We start from the raw sequence: 19,005 nt of genomic DNA, 5'->3' as shown, positions 1-19,005 counted from the left end.
AATGATATATTCTACAGCTTGTAATAGATTATAAATCTATCAACCTTCTAATAATAATGATTTTGGATCTTCAAGCATATCTTTAACAGCAACAAGGAAGCTAACTGCTTCTTTACCATCAACAATACGGTGATCGTAAGATAAAGCGATGTACATCATTGGGCGGTTTTCCATACGTTCGTTATCGATTGCAACTGGACGTACTTGGATTTTGTGCATTCCTAAAATACCAACTTGTGGGCTGTTTAGGATCGGTGTTGACATTAGAGAACCGAACACACCACCGTTTGTAATTGTAAATGTACCACCTTGTAGTTCTTTTAGTGAAAGTTTGTTATCACGTGCTTTTTTACCTAATTCACGAATTTCGCTTTCGATTTCAGCGAAGTTTAATTGGTTCGCATCGCGTACAACTGGAACAACTAATCCATCTGGAGCTGCTACTGCAATACCGATATCATAGAATTTTTTAATGATAAGCTCGTCGCCTTGAATTTCAGCATTTAATAATGGGAATTGTTTTAATGCTGCAACAACTGCTTTTGTGAAGAATGACATGAAACCAAGACGTACATCATGTTTTTTCTCGAAAGCATCTTTACGCTCTTTACGTAATTCCATGATTGCAGTCATATCAACTTCGTTAAATGTTGTTAACATTGCAGATGTTTGTTGAACTTCTACAAGACGTTTTGCAATTGTTTGACGGCGGCGGGACATTTTCACGCGCTCAACTGGTTTTTCGAATTCAGTTTTTGCAACTGGAGCAGGAGCTGGACTTTTTGGAGCAGCTGGTGCTTCTTTTGGTGCTGCAGCATGAGCTTGTACATCGTGTGGTCTCACACGGCCAAGTGGATCTGTGCTACGTACGTCGTTTAAGTCGATTCCTAATTCACGAGCCATTTTTCTAGCAGCTGGTGATGCGATAGGACGGTTTGTATTTGGTAAACCTTGTAAAGTTGCAGTTTGTTCAGCACTTGGTGCCGCAGCTTTTGGTGCTTCAGCTGTTTCTTGTTTTGGTTGCTCAGCCAACGGTGCAGGCGTACTTACTGCAACTGGTGCTCCGTTTGCATCTAAAATTGCGATAGTTGCGCCAACTTCAACTGTATCCCCAGGTTCGCCTAGTAACTTCGATACAATACCTGAATCTTCTGCAATGATTTCTACATTGACTTTATCAGTTTCAAGCTCAACAACGCTGCCACCTTTCTCAACTTTGTCGCCTACGTTGATAAGCCATTGTGAGATAGTTCCTTCAGTAATAGATTCTGCAAGCTCAGGTACTTTAATTTCGATCATTTTAAATGTCCTCCCCTTATTTGCCTAACGGTGTGTTTTTTCTTCTTTTGTCTTCGGTAATCTCCATTTGTTAGCCTGACCTTGGGCAGAATATCTGCCCAAGGAACAAGCTAGAAATCTTCATTGTTACTTTTTAGTTGCTGAAAACTTCAATTTCTAGTTTATCTTGACGGAAGTTATACTTCACGTCTAAAGCGTGTGAAACAATTAGTTCTTGCTCAGCTTTGTGAGCGAATGGATCGCCGCCAGATGGGCTAGAGCGATCTGGGCGTCCAATATAACCTGTTTTCACTTTATCTCCAGCTAGTTCGAACAGAATTGGAGCCATGTAATGCCATGCGCCCATATTACGAGGCTCTTCTTGAACCCAAATAATTTCTTCTAAGTTTTTAAAGCGTTTAATAATAGATTGAACTTTCTCAGCAGGGAATGGGTACAACTGTTCAATACGAACGATATGAATTTCATCTAAGTTGTACTCATGCTTACCAGACTCGATTTCTGCTGCTAAGTCAATCGCCATTTTACCTGTACTTAAAACAAGACGTTTTACTTTGTTTGGTTTCATGCCAAGGTTTTCTTGTTCTAAAGCAGGTTGGAAACGTCCTTCGCTTAACTGACTAGCAGTTGAAAGCGTAAGTGGGTGACGTAATAAACTTTTCGGCGTCATCAATACTAATGGTCGAACAGCTTCTGTTCCTAAGATAGATGCTTGACGACGCAGGATATGGAAATATTGTGCCGCGCTCGTTAAGTTTGCAACTGTCCAGTTGTTCTCAGCAGCTAACTGTAAGAAACGTTCAGGACGCGCACTAGAGTGCTCTGGCCCTTGACCTTCATAACCGTGTGGTAATAGAAGAACTAAACCAGATTTTTGACCCCATTTTGCTCTTCCAGCTGAAACATATTGATCAAATAATGCTTGCGCAGTATTTGAGAAGTCACCATATTGCGCTTCCCACATAACAAGCGTTTCTGGAGCGAATACGTTATAACCATACTCGTAACCAACAACAGCAGCTTCTGATAATGGACTGTTATGAACAGAGAATGAAGCGTTGATGTTTGGTAAGCGATGTAATGGTGAATATGTTTCATTTGTATCCGTATCGTGTAATACGATGTGACGATGCGCGAATGTACCACGCTGTGAATCTTGACCAGTTAAACGAATTGGTGTACCTTCTTGTAAAATAGAAGCGAATGCTAATGATTCAGCAAGTGCCCATTCAATTTTACCGTTCTCTTCAAGAGCGTCTTTACGGCGCTCAAGAATTTTCTTCACTTTCGGATATACGTTAAAGCCTTCTGGCCAAGATAGCAGACCTTCATTAATTGCACGAAGTGAATCAAGCTCAACACCAGTATCAATTGACTGAATGCCCTTTGCAACGACATCTGGCACTTTAACGTGAATTGTTGCATCGCTCGTATCAGCTGGCGGTACTTGTGCATAGTCAGATTTTAATTGCTCTTGCGTAAACTGTGTAATTGTTTCAATTTCATCTGCATTTAGAACACCAGCAGCTTGTAATTGATCTGCATAAATTGCTCTTACAGTTGGGTGATTTTTAATCTTTTTGTACACTTGTGGTTGTGTAACTGCTGGATCATCCATTTCGTTATGACCGTAGCGGCGGTAACCAATTAAATCGATTAAGAAATCTTTTTTGAACAACATGCGATATTGAATCGCAAGATTAGCAGCAGCAAGACAAGCTTCTGGATCATCAGCATTGACGTGAACAATCGGAATATCGAAACCTTTTGCAAGGTCACTTGAATATTTCGTAGAACGAGAATCATAGCTATCAGTCGTAAAACCAACTGCATTGTTTGCGATAACATGAATTGTTCCGCCTGTTTGATATGCATTCAATCTGCTTAAGTTGAGTGTCTCAGATACAATACCTTGACCAGGGAATGCAGCATCACCGTGAACTAAAATTACGAATGATTTTGAAGTATCTTGTTCTGGAAGACCAGATTTTTTACGGTTTTCTTGAGCCGCACGTGCGAAACCTTCTACAACAGGATTCACGAACTCAAGGTGACTTGGGTTATTTGCTAATGTAACGCGAGTACTAACTTCTTCGTTACTAACGACTTGTTCTCTACCTAAATGATATTTTACGTCGCCAGTCCAACCAGAGTTTGCTACTGCGCCTTCTATTTTTGCATGTTTGAACTCAGCAAACATGTGACTATATGGTTTTTCTAATACGTGTGCAAGTACGCTTAGGCGACCGCGGTGAGCCATACCAATCATGACATCTTCTACGCCGTTTTTAGCACCTTCTAGCACAATTTCATCTAGAACGGGTACAAGCATATCAACGCCCTCGATAGAGAAACGCTTTTGCCCAACGAATGTTTTATGCAAGAATTGCTCGAAACCTTCAACAGCTGTTAAACGTTTTAAAAGAGCAGTTCGTTTTTGATTTGATAGTGGTTGACGCAATGAATTTGATTCCACCATTTGATGCAACCACGCGCGTTCTTCACTATCTTGTATATGAGAAAATTCATAAGCTAAAGTTTGTGTATACACTTCTTTTAATCTATGAATTACATCAAGTGCAGTGTGAATACCTTCTGGTGCATCTTGCCATACTGTTTTTGCTGGAATCGCTTTCAAATCAGCGTCGCTCAGTTCGTTCATTGCTTTCTCAAGAAGAGATTGTCCATTTGTAGCATCTTCCATCGGATTGATGTGAGCCAACGTATGCCCGAAAGAACGAATCTGTTCAACAAGCTGAACGACTTTAAGAATTTTTTCAATGTTCCCTGTGTTTTGAGGAGAAAAATGTGTTGCTGTGTTGTCCCCTGTTACGACATCATCTTGAAACGAAGGAGCTCCAAAAATTTCAAAAAGCTCTTGTAATTCCGGATCAACAGAACCTGCTCCAGTTACGTAAAGATCATACTGTTCAATAACATAACCAAGGTTCGGACCGTGGAACTTGGCCCAAGGGTTTGTCGTTGTATTCTTCCTCGTCATTTGTTTAAACCTCCCAATGCATATAATCCTTTTTCCATACAAAAAGGTGCATTTTGCTCTTTTCAATAATTGATGAACCAATAATCAATGTAAATGTTTTTCTTTACTCTTATGTTATTACAATAATTTACATAATACCAAACACTATTACTTATCTGTTTTGTAAAAAAACATTCACAATAACTTATCACCCAAGTTAATCTTTCATGTTATAAAGTAATTTTACAGAAAAATAGGGTGGATATATTTGGTATACCTATACGAATAACTAAAATTGTTGCATGTAAATATAAGTATAATAGTTAGAATGTTTCGATAAAAATAAGTTCGAATTATGTATATTGAAATAATAAGCGCTTTCATTGATATTATACAACAATATAACGGAATATAGTATAAAAAATAAAAAATTATGAATTTAGCGTAAACTTTATTTAGATAGTGTTAAATATTGAAAGGAAAGTGAAGGATTTCTACAAAAAAAGTTGCTAAACATAAAAAATGCTTCATAAACAGTTAGTTTCTATAAATATGACGAAAAACACCGTAAAACCAATAACACATTTCGCCGAATAAAGGGATAAATGAAATATTTTAAAAGGATAAAACAAATATGGAGATATTAAATTTTAAAAAAAGAGAGGAGGAGATATAGTAACTGTTAGTTACAGTGTTCCGTATTTTGTTTCAAAATAGACGTGCTGAAATTAAAAAGTTTCTTCTATTAGCATTTGAAATCGCGAAAACATTTCAGACAACGATAGAACATGTATTTATTTATGAAGGAAAAGAAGGGGAGGAATAAAGATGAACTATTCACAAAAGTACTTCGTTATCATGGGAATTATTTTTCTATTCATGAGTGGATTTATGATATTAACAGGTATAATGACGCATTCCGCACCGCCAGAAGCAACTTATCCATTACTTGGTATGATGATTATGTGTTTTTGCTTAAGTTATTTACACCCACAATTTAAAGAAAAAGATGAGCGAATGAAACTTATTCGTTATAAAGGAATGTTCTTCAGCTTTTTTGCATTAACAGCGTATTATCTTCTTTTCTCTATCGGCTTAAACTTAAAAATACTTACACTATCTGCTACTGAACTATTGAACATACTAATGGCACTTACAATGAGTACAGTTTTTATCTCGTTTGTTGTTTTGGCAAAAAGATATTAAGATGGAAAAAAGAAAGGAAGATTAACATATGCAAATGATGTATGCTTTTGGCATTGGGCTTGTATTATTTTTAGCCGTATTCTTATTTATTCGTAAAGACGTGCAAGGCGGGACGTTAACGAAAAGAGGCTTTTATAAAATGATCGGCTGTTTAGTTGTTATGTTTATAGCGATTATCGTAATGATCGTTTTAATAAATCGGTCACTATAGAATGTAAAAATGTAACCTTACTTGAGTAAGGTTTTTCTTTTAAGTTGAAAATCCGAAAATTCCCAATAAATCCATTTACCACATATAACGGATATTATATAATTTAATAAAATGATGGATAGGGAGAATAGTATATGAATAAAAAAACTATCTTCTTTTTATTAACATGTCTATTACTTGTAGCTAGTACTACTTATATAATATGTAACAAACGAGAACAAGTGCCACCTATGTTAGTATGGGAGGGGCAAGAATATTATGTTACGAATGAACATGCCAAAGCAGAAGAAGTCGGGCAAAGGCTAGGAGAAGTAACAAAGAAAATTGAAACAAGTGAAAAACCTATTAAAAATAGTGAATCCAACATAGTACAGGAAAAAACAGAAGTATTCACAATGATAGAAGAAGAAAAAGGTCCCCACTCACCTTTAATCATAAAGGAGCCTGATGGTGAAGAATATAGAATTGTGAGGCCAATGTTAAAAGTATTATAAAGTGAAAAGGAGATTCCTATGCAGACAGTAACTTCATATCCATGGTCGTTAAGAAAAACGTTTGTCTTTTTCCTTTGTTTTATCCTTCCTCCTATCGGTGCGATTTACATTGTAATGAATAGAGGGGCGCTACAAAAAAGAGACTTCATTTTATATGTATTATTTGCTGCTATTAATATATCACTTTGGTTGTCGCTTATGATTTTTGATCGGAGTATGTGGATGGTAGTAGGGCATTATGTGCTTGGGACAATTGTGATTGTTTTTTCGAATATAAATAAGAGATAACCTGGCAATTTTAAAGTTGCTGGGTTTTATTTTGCTATTTATAATGAAGAAACAAATTTTTAATAGAGAGTAGTGAGCGTTATGAGATGGAAAGAGGGAACGTTTGAGGAAATTGAAACGAATGACTCATCTATTGAGAAACTCATACATACATTCAAGGAACAAAACGTAAATGGCGGAGCGGTTATAAGCTGTTTTAAAGTACATAATGAAAATTTTTTCAAAGAAATACCACATTTGAAAGATGGATACGATCACTTCTTTAGAAGAATCTTCAACTCTTTAGATATAATGCATAACTTAGAAGAGTTAAAAATACATACGTCAGAAAAATATAAGTTTCATTTTGAAGAACATCTGGCAGTCATGCTTGATGGTAGCATTGCCGCGCAAATTTTGTGGGGCGGAGCATATGAAACATTTAAGGAACGACCAGTTATCGCAAAGCAATTAGCAGTCAATGTATGCCAATATATGTTCCAAGATCGATACGAAGATATTAAAGTTTTTGAAAGCTATCACCCTTGGACAGATTGGTTTTATGATGTTGCGTGGGATGTTACTTGGATGGTGTTGGATAGTAGGGAGCAGAAAATGTGGTTAGTTTGTGCTACTGATACGGATTGATAGATGGGAGAAGTTTTATGCCAATGGTCTTTGCTAGTGCTTTTAGCAAAGATAGAGGTGGTGACTAGAAAATCGTTGCAGATGATAACTTGAAAGAAGTATTGTTTGCCAATGCGAAGTCTTTGGAGAAGAGGTTTGGTGGGAAGTGATTGATTTAGATAAAAAAGAGAAGCCATATCACGTAGAAAGTTGATATGGTTTCTCTTTTTTTATGACCCCGGAGAGGCTCGAACTCACGACCTCCACCCTGTCAAGGTGGCGCTCTCCCTGCTGAGCTACGGGATCTTCAAAAATGCTTATGTAACAGCATCTTTACTCATTATGTTAAAACAATTATATATAATTAACTGAAATTTTACAATATTTTTATAGTAATCTTTTGAACAGGAAGAATTTGGAGTCAATTTAGTAGTGTATTAAGGAATATATAGGTAGGGAATGTAATGAAAAGTGGGTTAAAATAGAGCGGTTATATTATTTTTTTCGATACCAATCCAAAGGACCTTCATCACTCAAATGAACAAGAAAAGGGAATAAGAAGTGTAAAGGTAAGCTTAAAAGTTCTGGCATAGCATTTACGGTCTTCTTTGATAAATATTGCCTTCCGAAACAATACGGACAATCTTTTTCAAATGTCACGAGTATCGACCATACATCTTTTACTTTCCATTTCGTTTTAAAATATGTACAATGTGCCATGAAATTCCTCCTCGTTATAGTTGCTACCTAATATATTCCATTGTAATAAAGTCTAGTATATTTGGTGTGGTAAAATGTGATTTGTTTGTAAAAAGATAATAAAACTATTACATTGCATCACCTAAAACAAGTGTAACCCCGTTCTGAATTTAGGACGGGGGTGTGCTTGCTTAATTTTGAATATAGTGTACTGCATTATAAATTTAAGGTTTATGCAATGATCTTGCCCGATCGGTGAGGGCTAATTAAAGTTCTACTTTATGTCTGGTTGTTTACACATTGCCCAAATAACTTCGCGTTAAGTTTGGAAGAATAATTTTTCCATTCTTACTGTATTTATCGAATAACTCTGATAGGAGAAGAACAAAGTTTTTATACTCTTTGTCATTTTTTTTCGGAGCATAGGACGCCGATAAATTCCTTCCTAAAAATCCATCATAATCAAGAAGTAAATCATTTTGATATTCTTTAAACTCGTATTTTCCATCTTTAAAAAAGCTGTTAAACATTTCTGGCGTTTCATCTATTCCACCGCTAAAGCCTTTAAAGGTTGGACAGGTTTTCTGGCAAATTTCTGCGTTCTCTTGAATAAGTGGACTAGTTACATCTCTACTATTCCAAACAAGAGCAACGTTTGCTTTTTGTTTTAAAATTCGTTGGCATTCGATTTTGAAAGCCTCTTTATCAAACCAATGAAATGCTTGGGCAACGGTCACTAAATCTACACTATTTTCTTTTAAAGTGGTATTTTCAGCAGTTGCTTTTATAGATTGAAAACGAGGATATCGTTTTAACGATTGTTCTGCCATTTTTCTCATGTCATCATTTGGCTCCACTCCAATAACATGTAAACCACTTTCAAGCAGCTGGCGGCTAAATATCCCCGTACCTGAACCAATATCGGCCACAATTTGATTCTCATTTAGTTCGTTAGCTGAAAGCAAATAATCAATATATTCATTAGGATAACTAGGGCGATATTTCGCATATATATCGGCCTTGTCAGTAAAATTTTCTGTTGTTTTCACCGTACTACCTTCTTTCCAAAGATATTATGTATAGAAATAGGAACCAAATAGTAATTTTCGCATCGGTCTCTAAGTCTACAACGAAAGAGTCCAGCTAAATAGAGCTACCTTAGTTCTCTTGTTCAAATTATACTATTTTGCATGATATCTTCCAAAAGACCATGATTGCTTATTCATCTAAATGGTTTAATTATTGAATAATATGACCATTTGTATATGGAACGAGAGGTATGTAGGATAAGCGATTTCCATTTTTAATATCTAAATTGGCCAATATATCCTTTTTACAATTTACTTAAAATCATGTATAACAGAGATACAAGATTATTTTATAAATATTCAAAAGCAAAGGGAGAATTATCGTAATGGTAAGGAAGACGTTCAAGATGCGCGTATCTAAAAATAGAACGATTTCAATTAATGGCTCAATTCTTGATGTGGATGTTACACATGATGAGTTTTTGCAAGAGTTTGTTGAGTGGGTCGATTCTAAAGGTTGGTCGTTTATGGGGATGACAGATGAGATTACACCTGAGGAAGCTAGTCAAAATTTAATAGATTCATTAATTGATGAGAAGGATAAGAAAGAATAATTCTTTCTTATTTTTTATTGTATATTTATGTTCTTCATCGTAAAAGTATGATATAGTAAAAAGCAGTGAATATTCTTCCAATTTAATACAAATTACATATAGATTGGTAGATTCAATTTTTAAACTGTGAGAGTATAGTGAAAAGGGAGAGTCATATGGTAAATTTAAAGAAAATTTTGGCTTTTGTTACCGTTATTTGTTTATTTTTTTTGACACCTATGACGTTACGTGCTGAGACGAATATTGGAGTGAATCCAGAACAAGTGGCGCCACCACCTAAGGAAGGACCAAATGTTTTTAGTCAGTTTGCAACTACGATTGATGCGAAAACTGGAGATGTTTTGTATGATAAAAACGCACATCATCGTGCATTTCCGGCTAGTATGACGAAAGTACTAACGGCGATTTTACTTATGGAGCATACGAAACCAGAGGATCAATTTACGTTTTCACAATTAGCATTAGATCAAGAGAAGAGTAATTATCAAATTGAGTTTCAACCTGGTGAGACGATTAATAGAAATACTGCACTTATGATTTTAATGGTGCTGAGTGCAAATGATGTGTCGTATGCGATTGCGGAGCGTATTGGCGGAAGTGTTGAGAATTTCGCTAATATGATGAATGAGAGAGCGAAGCAATTAGGCGCTACCGACAGTCATTTTGTAACACCAAATGGATTGCATGATCCGAACCATTATACTACGCCATATGATATGGCTATGATTACGAGAGGTGTGCAAAAGTACCCTGAGATTTTGCAAGCGATGAATACGAAAAGAACGACAGTTACGACATCTAGGCAGACGGTGTCTATTTTTAATAAATCTACTTATTTTGAAAATCCATATAGTATTGGTGGTAAGACAGGTTTTACAAATGAAGCGCGCAATACACTCGTTCTATTAAATGAGAAGGATGGAAATCGTATTATAAATGTAGTAATGGCTTCTCAAAGACCTGAAATTTATGAAGATTTAAAGCAGATGGCGGACTATTCTTTCGGTCAATTTGTGAAGCAAACTGTACTGGATAAACATAGTTGGCATCAAAAGACAACGTATTTAAATAAAGATATTGATAGTGAGCTTGAAAAAAGTGCAGAACTAATGCTTAAGAAAGATGAAGGGAAAAATGTGAAGACGACGTTCCGGGCGGCTACATTAGATAAAGATTCTTTGTATCATAAAGGAATTCATCGTGGTGAGGTAGTTGGGGCAGTTGATATTACGAAGAATAATCAAACAATTGCGACGGTAAATGTTCTTTCTAAAGAAGATGTTACTTTTGCGATGCCTAAAAAAGATACGGTCGAGCCTGAAGTAAACGAATCAAATGTGAAAATAATAAGTATTGGGATAGGTGCTGCCCTATTATTTGGCGCTATTTTATTTGTAGTACTACGTAGAAATACAAAAGGAATAAAGTCAGAAGAGAAATAAATACTAGTTTAAAGGGCTGTGAAGGGAATTTGTCACAGTCTTTTTTTTTTATATTAAAAATAACTAATAATTGTAAATCTTCTTATTGCATTTCTAGTTTGTTCGTTATATTATTTACTTGTGTTCTTGTTAAAGAACGAAGGTGAATATTGCATACTTCAAATAATATAAAACAACGGAGAGGAAGAGAAACGATGAAATTAATTTGGAAGGTGATTAGCAACGTTATCTCATTTGTTTTATTTGCATTGATGATTTGCTTAGCATTTGTAGTTATTTCTTCAAAAGCGAGCGGTGGGGATCCAACGGTGATGGGATATCAATTTAAATCAGTTTTATCAGGATCGATGGAACCAACATTTTTAACGGGATCAATCATTGCGATAGAGCCGACGAAAGATGGCTCTAAATATCAAAAAGGTGATGTGATTACCTTTAAAGAGAAAGATGAAAAAATTATCACTCACCGTATTATCGGTGTGAAAGATACAAATGGAAAAGTAACGTATGAAACAAAAGGGGATAACAACAACGGCCCAGATTTAGAACCAGTACGTGCAGAGAATGTAATTGGGAAATATGCGGATATTACAGTTCCTTATGTAGGGTATGCATTAAATTATGCTAGTTCAAAAGCTGGAGCGGCTTTGCTTCTTATTATTCCAGGAGTCTTTTTACTAGGATATTCCGCTATTACTATTTTTAGTGCGATTCGTAGCATTGACGGCGAAAAGAAAGGGAAAAAAGTAGAACAATCCGTCTAATTCATTTGGTTATACTTTCCGTTTAGGAAGTTAACAAATATATAGATTAAGGGGATATGGACATGACTTTAAAGAAAAAATTAGGTATGGGTATCGCATCAGCAGTGTTAGGGGCAGCATTAGTTGGTGGAGGAACATTTGCATTTTTCAGTGATAAAGAAGTGTCAAACAATACATTTGCGGCTGGTACGCTTGATTTATCATTAAATCCATCAACAGTTGTTAATGTATCGAATTTAAAACCTGGCGATACAATTGAAAAGGAATTTAAACTAGAAAATAAAGGCTCTTTAGATATTAAAAAGGTTTTATTACAAACAGAATATAAAGTAGAAGATACAAAGAAAGATAATAAAGATGATTTCGGTAAACATATTGAAGTAACATTCTTAAAAAATGTAGATAAACATGAGACTATTGTGAAGAAAACCACATTAGATAAATTGAAGAAGGATACACTTACAGCGGTTGATAACGATTTATCAGCTTGGTTCTGGGATGAAAAAGGTATTTCTGCAGGTAAATCTGATAAATTCAAAGTGAAATTTGAATTCGTTGATAATAAAAAAGATCAAAACGAATTCCAAGGCGATAAGGTACAATTAACTTGGACGTTTGATGCACAACAAACAGAAGGGGAAGCAAAATAATATGAAAAAGGGCTATCGAATGGATAGTCCTTTTTCTATTTTTCTAGTATATAGCTATCATTTTGTATCGTTCTTTATTATAATAAAAGTAACGTTCTATATAGAGAACATCTTGTTCGATAGGAGAGATTAAGATGCTGAAAACACCTCGGAAATTAAAAAAGATGCTTATATTGCCTTGTATGTGCTCTATTACGTTTTATTTAGGATCTCAAATTATGACGTATACAGAAGCTGCATTTATTCATGAAACGAAAGTGGAAGCCGCTCTTTCTACAGCGATTATATTTCCAAAAACAGTTGATACGTTAAAAGAGGAAGCTGAGAAACACAAACAGTTTATTGAGCATGAGTATGGAGAAATGAAGGGGAAGTTGGCAGTAACTTCTATAGAAGAAATTGAACAGGCAATTGTAGTGTGGCAACAAGGACGTGAGAAAATTGCTTCTGAGGAGGAAGCGCTACAAAATGTATATATTGAAATAGAAACTCCTTATAATCAAATACAAGAAGAATTAAAAGTGAATAAAAGTGAATCGATTCAACAAGTGGCCGTATATGTGAATGAAGGTTTTCACAGTATAAAAGAGAAGCGCGATTATATTATGAAAGAAGCTAGTTTGCAAGCGATTGATGAACAAATTCAGATTCTTCACCAACAATTAAATGATGCGATAGAGGCAGAAGTTCAAATGAAGGCAGAAGAATCGAAGAAAGCAGAAGAGGAGAAGAAAGCAGAAGAACCGAAGAAAGTAGAAGAATCGAAGAAAGCAGAAGAACAGAAGAAAGCAGAAGAACAGAAGAAAGCAGAAGAACAGAAGAAAGCAGAAGAACAGAAGAAAGTAGAAGAACAGAAACAAGTAGAGACAGCTAAAAATCTTGAGCAAGGAACTCATGAAAAGCATAAGTAATCATTAGAATAAACGGACTCCAGTTATGGGAAAAATGATGTAAATGAGTGTGAGGGAGTATTTTCCCTCGCACTTATTCCGTTTCTTAAAATATATGTATACAAATTCAGAAAAATCAAAATAATATTGAGAAATAAAAATAACTGAAAATATTAATAAATATTTGTTGTATTTATATAGGTTTGTTCGTTATAATGAACATAAGGTTTTTAAAAAAGAACAAATATTAGCTAATGCTAATATAGTTTTAGTTACATCTCTTATTTTAAATAAGAGATAGCAATAAAAATATAAAAAAACAGCTAGGGGGAATTGATTGTGAGTCTGAAAAAGAAATTAGGTATGGGAGTTGCATCAGCAGCATTGGGGTTATCTTTAATTGGTGGAGGAACATTCGCATACTTTAGCGATAAAGAAGTATCGAACAATACATTTGCAGCTGGGACGTTAGATCTTACATTAGACCCTACAACGCTTGTGAATATTGAAAATTTAAAACCAGGGGATTCTGTTAAGAAAGAGTTCTTATTAAAGAATAGCGGTTCATTAACAATTAAAGACGTTAAACTAGCGACAAAGTATACTGTGAAAGATGCAAAGGGCGATAATGCTGGTGAAGACTTTGGTAAGCACGTTAAAGTGAAATTCCTTTGGAACTGGGATAAACAAAGTGAGCCTGTATATGAAACAACTTTAGCAGACTTACAAAAAACTGATCCAGATCTTTTAGCTAAAGACATCTTTGCTCCTGAGTGGGGAGAAAAGGGTGGATTAGAAGCTGGTACAGAGGATTATTTATGGGTACAATTTGAATTTGTAGATGATGGAAAAGACCAAAATATCTTCCAAGGTGATTCATTGAATTTAGAATGGACGTTCAATGCTAACCAAGAAGCTGGAGAAGAAAAATAATAAAAAAGCGGGTATCCCCCGCTTTTTTTTATAAAGAAAAAAGAAGTGCCGATTGTAAGCACTTCTTTCTATTTATTATTTTTGATCTTGCTTCCATTTTGTAAATTCAAGAAATTCACGAAACTGTTCTTTGGAGACGCCGGAGTTCATTGCATCTTTAACGAGTTGTGTCCATTCGGAGTCTAAGTGATTTTCCTTTGTTGTTTCATCATGAAGTAGAGTATCAACTGGAATTTGTAGAACTGCTGCAATTTTTTCAAGAAACTGAATGGAAGGGTTTTTTTGTAAATTTCGTTCTATAGAACTAATGTAAGATTTAGCAACGCCAGCTTTTTCGGCAAGTTCAGTTAATGAAATACCTTTTTGTAAACGCAGGCGTTTTATACGTTCTCCAATCATATTTGCGCACCTTTCTATCAATATGTCGTCGTCTTATGATGTCATTATTATAACATAAACTTCGCTAAAAAGAACAAACCTATTGAGCCTGAGTGGCCGGCTTCATACGTTGGAAAAAATGTTCGATATCTTGCAAGGCGATACCAGCGTCTAGAGCTTCAAGTATTAAATCAATCCATTCTTGATCCAATGCGTCAGTCTTATCTTTGTACAAATGTAATTCCTCCCTAATTATCGGTCATAACTGCTGCTACAGAATACGTGATAATACAATCAGATTTTGTATTTATGTAGTGAATTATCAAATATTTTGTAGATAAAACAAAGATAAAATCCCCATTAAATTCCCTCTATGGCGATTATAAAGTTTCTGACAAATATTTTCAATATTTTCAGAAAACATTGTTGAATTGTGATATATTCGTATGCTAACTATGGAATTTTTACAAATATATTAAAAACATTACATAATATGACTAAATATTGAAAAAATATTGAATTTTTAATAAAATTCAATTTGTAATACATATTATTTATTAGGGGAGGAAATAAGGGATGAACAAGAAACCGTTCAAAGTTTTATCATCGATCGCTTTGACAGCTGTATTAGGTCTTTCATTCGGAGCAGGTGGTCAGTCTGCATATGCTGAAACGCCTGTTAATAAGACAGCTACGAGCCCAGTTGATGATCATTTAATTCCGGAAGAACGTTTAGCAGATGCGCTAAAAAAACGCGGGGTAATTGATTCGAAGGCTTCAGAGACAGAAACAAAGAAAGCTGTCGAAAAATACGTAGAGAACAAAAAGGGTGAAAATCCTGGGAAAGAAGTATCAAATGGGGATCCACTTACGAAAGAAGCATCTGACTTTATAAAGAAAGTGAAAGATGCGAAAGCAGATACGAAAGAAAAGTTAGACAAACCTGCAACAGGAACACCAGCAGCGACAGGACCAGTTAAAGGTGGTCTAAATGGTAAAGTACCAACATCTCCGGCAAAGCAAAAAGCGTATAACGGTGATGTTCGTAAAGATAAAGTACTCGTTTTACTTGTAGAGTACGCTGACTTTAAACATAACAATATCGATAAAGAACCTGGTTATATGTATTCGGAAGACTTTAACAAAGAACATTATGAAAAAATGTTATTCGGTAATGAGCCATTCACATTAGATGACGGAAGTAAAATCGAAACGTTTAAACAATATTATGAAGAGCAATCTGGCGGTAGTTATACAGTAGACGGAACAGTTACAAAATGGTTAACAGTTCCTGGTAAAGCTGCTGATTACGGTGCAGATGCTGCGAGCGGTGGTCATGATAATAAAGGGCCAAAAGGACCTCGTGATTTAGTAAAAGATGCATTAAAAGCAGCTGTAGATAGCGGCATTGATTTATCAGAGTTTGACCAGTTCGATCAATACGATGTAAATGGTGATGGAAATCAAAATCAACCGGACGGTTTAATCGATCACTTAATGATTATTCATGCGGGTGTTGGACAAGAAGCAGGTGGTGGTAAATTAGGTGATGATGCAATCTGGTCACATCGCTGGACTGTTGGACCAAAGCCATTCCCAATTGAAGGCACGCAAGCAAAAGTTCCATATTGGGGCGGAAAGATTGCAGCATTTGACTACACAATTGAACCAGAAGATGGAGCGGTTGGTGTATTCGCACATGAATATGGTCATGATTTAGGCCTTCCGGATGAGTACGATACACAATATAGCGGTCAAGGTGAGCCAATTGAAGCTTGGTCTGTTATGAGTGGCGGAAGCTGGGCTGGTAAAATTGCAGGAACAACGCCAACGAGTTTCTCACCGCAAAATAAAGAGTTTTTCCAAAAAACAATCGGTGGTAACTGGGCAAATATCATAGAAGTAGATTACGAGAAATTAAATAAAGGTATCGGTTTAGCGACATATTTAGACCAAAGTGTTACGAAATCTAACCGCCCAGGTATGATTCGTGTTAACTTACCTGATAAAGATGTAAAAACAATTGATCCTGCATTTGGAAAACAGTATTACTACAGCACAAAAGGTGACGATCTTCATACGAAGATGGAAACACCACTGTTCGATTTAACGAATGCAACTACTGCAAAATTTGATTTCAAATCATTATATGAAATCGAAGCAGAGTATGACTTCCTTGAAGTACATGCTGTAACAGAAGATGGTAAACAAACGTTAATTGAAAGACTTGGTGAGAAAGCTAATAGTGGAAATGCAGATTCGACAAATGGAAAATGGATTGACAAATCATATGACTTAAGCCAATTCAAAGGTAAGAAAGTAAAATTAACATTTGATTACATTACTGATGGTGGTTTAGCATTAAATGGATTTGCGCTTGATAATGCTTCATTAACAGTAGATGGTAAAGTAGTATTCTCTGATGATGCAGAAGGGACACCACAATTAAAATTAGACGGCTTCGTTGTATCTAACGGAACTGAGAAGAAAAAACATAACTATTATGTAGAGTGGAGAAACTATGCTGGTGCAGATAACGCATTGAAATTTGCACGCGGTCCAGTATTTAACACTGGTATGGTTGTATGGTATGCGGATTCAGCTTACACAGATAACTGGGTTGGCGTACATCCAGGACACGGTTTCCTTGGCGTAGTTGATTCTCACCCAGAAGCAATTGTAGGAACTTTAAATGGTAAACCGACAGTTAAGAGTAGTACACGATTCCAAATTGCTGATGCGGCGTTCTCATTCGACAAAACACCAGCTTGGAAAGTTGTATCTCCAACGCGTGGAACATTTACGTATGATGGCTTAGCGGGTGTACCGAAGTTTGATGATTCAAAAACATATATTAATCAACAGATTCCAGATGCAGGACGTATTTTACCGAATCTTGGCCTGAAGTTTGAAGTAGTAGGACAAGCTGATGATAATTCTGCAGGTGCTGTTCGTTTATATCGTTAATACAGCAAAACTACCGAGAGATTTTCTTTCGGTAGTTTTTTTGTGAGCAATGAATTTTATATACAAAAAGAAATTATATATAATGTAACTTTACGAATAGAAATTTATTATATATGAAGTCTATATAAATAATGAAAGAATTGGATGAAAATAGTGGGAGAAGGTGAATGAATGAGTGTTTCTTCTATTGTAAATAAACAAAAGGAATATTTTTATAATGGCCATACGAGAAGTGTAGAAGTGAGAAAGAATAATTTGAAGAAGCTTTATGAAGGCATTCAGCGTTTTGAAGAAGAAATATTTCAGGCGTTAAAATTAGATTTAAATAAGTCAGTTCATGAGTCATTTACAACGGAAGTGGGATATGTATTAAAAGAAATCTCTTTTCAATTGAAGCATATTTCATCGTGGAGTAAACCGAAGCGTGTTCGAACAGCACTTACTCATTTTGGATCAAAGGGGAAAGTAGTGCCCGAACCGTACGGTGTGACACTTATTATTGCACCGTGGAACTATCCGTTTCAATTAGCAATTGCACCGCTTGTAGGAGCTCTAGCAGCTGGAAATACAATCGTTTTAAAACCGTCGGAGTTAACGCCAAACGTTTCCAAAGTGATTACAAGGATGTTAGAGGATTTATTCCAAGAAGAGCTTGTAGCGGTAGTAGAAGGCGGCGTTGAAGAGAGTACAGCTTTGCTGAAAGAACCATTTGATTATATTTTCTTCACAGGTAGTGTGGGCGTTGGGAAAGTTGTCATGGAAGCAGCAGCAAAACAGTTGACGCCGCTTACGTTAGAACTTGGCGGGAAAAGTCCATGTATTGTACATAAAGATGCGAAAGTAGATGTAACGGCAAGAAGGATTGTGTGGGGGAAGTTTTTAAATGCAGGACAAACATGTGTAGCACCTGATTATATGTATGTGCATGCTTCCGTGAAAGAACAGTTAATTGAAGCGTTGCGACATGAAATTGAGGAGCAGTATGGAAAAGAGCCACTGCACAATGATAATTATGTAAGAATTGTGAGTGAGCGTCATTTTGAACGTTTATGTACGTTTTTGAAAGATGGGAAAACTGTAATTGGTGGGAACTATAAAAAAGAGACTTTACATATAGAACCAACAGTGTTAACTAATGTTACATGGAAAAGTTCCGTTATGGAAGATGAAATTTTTGGTCCGATTTTACCAATCATAGAGTATGACAATATAGAAGATGTAATTGGCACAATCCAGCAACATCCGAAGCCGTTAGCGTTATATGTATTTTCTGAAGATAAAGAGGTACAAAAGAAAGTGACGAGTAATATTTCATATGGCGGAGGCTGTATTAATGATGTCGTCTATCATCTTGCAACGCCATATTTACCTTTTGGTGGCGTTGGAAGTAGTGGATTAGGGAGTTATCATGGGGAAGAAAGTTTTCGGACTTTTTCACATTATAAAAGCATTTTAGCCCAATCTACGGCATTCGATATGAAAATTCGCTACTCTTCTACAAAAAGTGCTTTAAAATTCATACGAAAGTTGTTAAAATGATGATGGTGTTTATCAGT

At 35.7% G+C, this 19,005-nt stretch carries 19 protein-coding genes, 1 tRNA gene and 1 pseudogene; 14 read left to right on the top strand and 7 right to left on the bottom strand.

From position 1 onward, the window contains the following. Nucleotides 1–39 precede the first annotated feature (39 nt). Complete coding sequence (gene odhB, locus QCI47_RS21715) at nucleotides 40–1,299, bottom strand: 2-oxoglutarate dehydrogenase complex dihydrolipoyllysine-residue succinyltransferase (protein ID WP_000569915.1); 1,260 nt, start codon at nucleotides 1,297–1,299, stop codon at nucleotides 40–42. Between the two features lie 133 nt (nucleotides 1,300–1,432). Beyond that, nucleotides 1,433–4,300 carry a 2-oxoglutarate dehydrogenase E1 component gene (gene odhA / locus QCI47_RS21710; protein WP_242301443.1) on the bottom strand — a complete coding sequence of 956 codons (2,868 nt, stop codon included), beginning with the start codon at nucleotides 4,298–4,300 and terminating at the stop codon, nucleotides 1,433–1,435. 718 nt (nucleotides 4,301–5,018) lie between these two features. On the opposite strand from odhA, the pseudogene QCI47_RS21705 reads away from it, so the two are divergent. The 6 genes and pseudogenes from QCI47_RS21705 to QCI47_RS21680 all read left to right on the top strand — a co-directional run. Continuing rightward, nucleotides 5,019–5,105: pseudogene (locus tag QCI47_RS21705) on the top strand (transcriptional regulator); the annotation flags it as partial. Nucleotides 5,106–5,107: 2 nt separating this feature from the next. Continuing rightward, nucleotides 5,108–5,485 (top strand): hypothetical protein, encoded by a 378-nt coding sequence (locus tag QCI47_RS21700; RefSeq protein WP_001109908.1) that lies wholly within the window; start codon nucleotides 5,108–5,110, stop codon nucleotides 5,483–5,485. Nucleotides 5,486–5,513: 28 nt separating this feature from the next. After that, complete coding sequence (locus QCI47_RS21695; protein WP_001178301.1) at nucleotides 5,514–5,696, top strand: DUF3976 domain-containing protein; 183 nt, start codon at nucleotides 5,514–5,516, stop codon at nucleotides 5,694–5,696. Between the two features lie 134 nt (nucleotides 5,697–5,830). Continuing rightward, nucleotides 5,831–6,190, top strand: coding sequence for a hypothetical protein (locus QCI47_RS21690; RefSeq protein ID WP_309422117.1), 360 nt, complete (start codon nucleotides 5,831–5,833; stop codon nucleotides 6,188–6,190). 18 nt (nucleotides 6,191–6,208) lie between these two features. Further along, nucleotides 6,209–6,478 carry a hypothetical protein gene (locus QCI47_RS21685; protein WP_309422119.1) on the top strand — a complete coding sequence of 90 codons (270 nt, stop codon included), beginning with the start codon at nucleotides 6,209–6,211 and terminating at the stop codon, nucleotides 6,476–6,478. Nucleotides 6,479–6,559: 81 nt separating this feature from the next. Further along, on the top strand, nucleotides 6,560–7,105 hold the full coding sequence (locus QCI47_RS21680) for a hypothetical protein (RefSeq protein WP_113732393.1): 546 nt from the start codon (nucleotides 6,560–6,562) through the stop codon (nucleotides 7,103–7,105). 212 nt (nucleotides 7,106–7,317) lie between these two features. Here QCI47_RS21680 and QCI47_RS21675 read toward each other — a convergent pair. From QCI47_RS21675 to QCI47_RS21665, 3 genes are all read right to left on the bottom strand, one after another. Further along, nucleotides 7,318–7,390: transfer RNA gene (locus QCI47_RS21675), tRNA-Val, on the bottom strand. A gap of 189 nt (nucleotides 7,391–7,579) precedes the next feature. Further along, entirely contained in the window at nucleotides 7,580–7,804 is a 225-nt protein-coding gene (locus QCI47_RS21670) for a hypothetical protein (protein ID WP_353811946.1), read from the bottom strand. 272 nt (nucleotides 7,805–8,076) lie between these two features. Next, nucleotides 8,077–8,832 (bottom strand): class I SAM-dependent methyltransferase, encoded by a 756-nt coding sequence (locus QCI47_RS21665; RefSeq protein ID WP_285000898.1) that lies wholly within the window; start codon nucleotides 8,830–8,832, stop codon nucleotides 8,077–8,079. Nucleotides 8,833–9,197: 365 nt separating this feature from the next. Here QCI47_RS21665 and QCI47_RS21660 point away from each other — a divergent pair, with 365 nt between their 5' ends. The 6 genes from QCI47_RS21660 to calY all read left to right on the top strand — a co-directional run bounded on the left by QCI47_RS21660 (nucleotide 9,198) and on the right by calY (nucleotide 14,104). Next, nucleotides 9,198–9,425: a hypothetical protein gene (locus QCI47_RS21660; RefSeq protein WP_000251858.1), complete on the top strand. Its 228-nt coding sequence runs from the start codon at nucleotides 9,198–9,200 to the stop codon at nucleotides 9,423–9,425. A gap of 155 nt (nucleotides 9,426–9,580) precedes the next feature. Beyond that, the gene (locus QCI47_RS21655) at nucleotides 9,581–10,867 is read left to right on the top strand and encodes a D-alanyl-D-alanine carboxypeptidase family protein (protein WP_242301744.1); all 1,287 of its coding nucleotides are present in this window, start codon (nucleotides 9,581–9,583) and stop codon (nucleotides 10,865–10,867) included. 194 nt (nucleotides 10,868–11,061) lie between these two features. Continuing rightward, entirely contained in the window at nucleotides 11,062–11,631 is a 570-nt protein-coding gene (gene sipW / locus QCI47_RS21650; protein ID WP_061131180.1) for a signal peptidase I SipW, read from the top strand. A 62-nt stretch (nucleotides 11,632–11,693) separates the two neighbouring features. Continuing rightward, the gene (locus QCI47_RS21645) at nucleotides 11,694–12,281 is read left to right on the top strand and encodes a TasA family protein (protein WP_061131181.1); all 588 of its coding nucleotides are present in this window, start codon (nucleotides 11,694–11,696) and stop codon (nucleotides 12,279–12,281) included. A gap of 134 nt (nucleotides 12,282–12,415) precedes the next feature. Next, entirely contained in the window at nucleotides 12,416–13,192 is a 777-nt protein-coding gene (locus QCI47_RS21640; RefSeq protein ID WP_309422134.1) for a DUF4047 domain-containing protein, read from the top strand. 318 nt (nucleotides 13,193–13,510) lie between these two features. After that, nucleotides 13,511–14,104, top strand: coding sequence for a biofilm matrix protein CalY (gene calY / locus QCI47_RS21635; RefSeq protein ID WP_061131183.1), 594 nt, complete (start codon nucleotides 13,511–13,513; stop codon nucleotides 14,102–14,104). Between the two features lie 75 nt (nucleotides 14,105–14,179). Here calY and QCI47_RS21630 read toward each other — a convergent pair whose 3' ends face one another. Both QCI47_RS21630 and QCI47_RS21625 read right to left on the bottom strand, forming a co-directional pair. Further along, on the bottom strand, nucleotides 14,180–14,503 hold the full coding sequence (locus QCI47_RS21630) for a helix-turn-helix domain-containing protein (RefSeq protein ID WP_000578880.1): 324 nt from the start codon (nucleotides 14,501–14,503) through the stop codon (nucleotides 14,180–14,182). 79 nt (nucleotides 14,504–14,582) lie between these two features. Then, entirely contained in the window at nucleotides 14,583–14,717 is a 135-nt protein-coding gene (locus QCI47_RS21625) for an anti-repressor SinI family protein (RefSeq protein WP_000276215.1), read from the bottom strand. Between the two features lie 341 nt (nucleotides 14,718–15,058). Here QCI47_RS21625 and inhA1 point away from each other — a divergent pair, with 341 nt between their 5' ends. Continuing rightward, nucleotides 15,059–17,449, top strand: coding sequence for a M6 family metalloprotease immune inhibitor InhA1 (gene inhA1 / locus QCI47_RS21620; RefSeq protein ID WP_074543482.1), 2,391 nt, complete (start codon nucleotides 15,059–15,061; stop codon nucleotides 17,447–17,449). A 171-nt stretch (nucleotides 17,450–17,620) separates the two neighbouring features. Next, nucleotides 17,621–18,988: an aldehyde dehydrogenase gene (locus QCI47_RS21615; RefSeq protein WP_071741602.1), complete on the top strand. Its 1,368-nt coding sequence runs from the start codon at nucleotides 17,621–17,623 to the stop codon at nucleotides 18,986–18,988. Nucleotides 18,989–19,005 lie beyond the last annotated feature (17 nt).

This window comes from Bacillus cereus group sp. RP29, from assembly GCF_040459765.1.
In the GTDB taxonomy this organism is placed as follows: domain Bacteria; phylum Bacillota; class Bacilli; order Bacillales; family Bacillaceae_G; genus Bacillus_A; species Bacillus_A paranthracis.
Note: the sequence above shows the minus strand (reverse complement) of the source record. Positions and strands in the feature narration are given on the sequence as shown.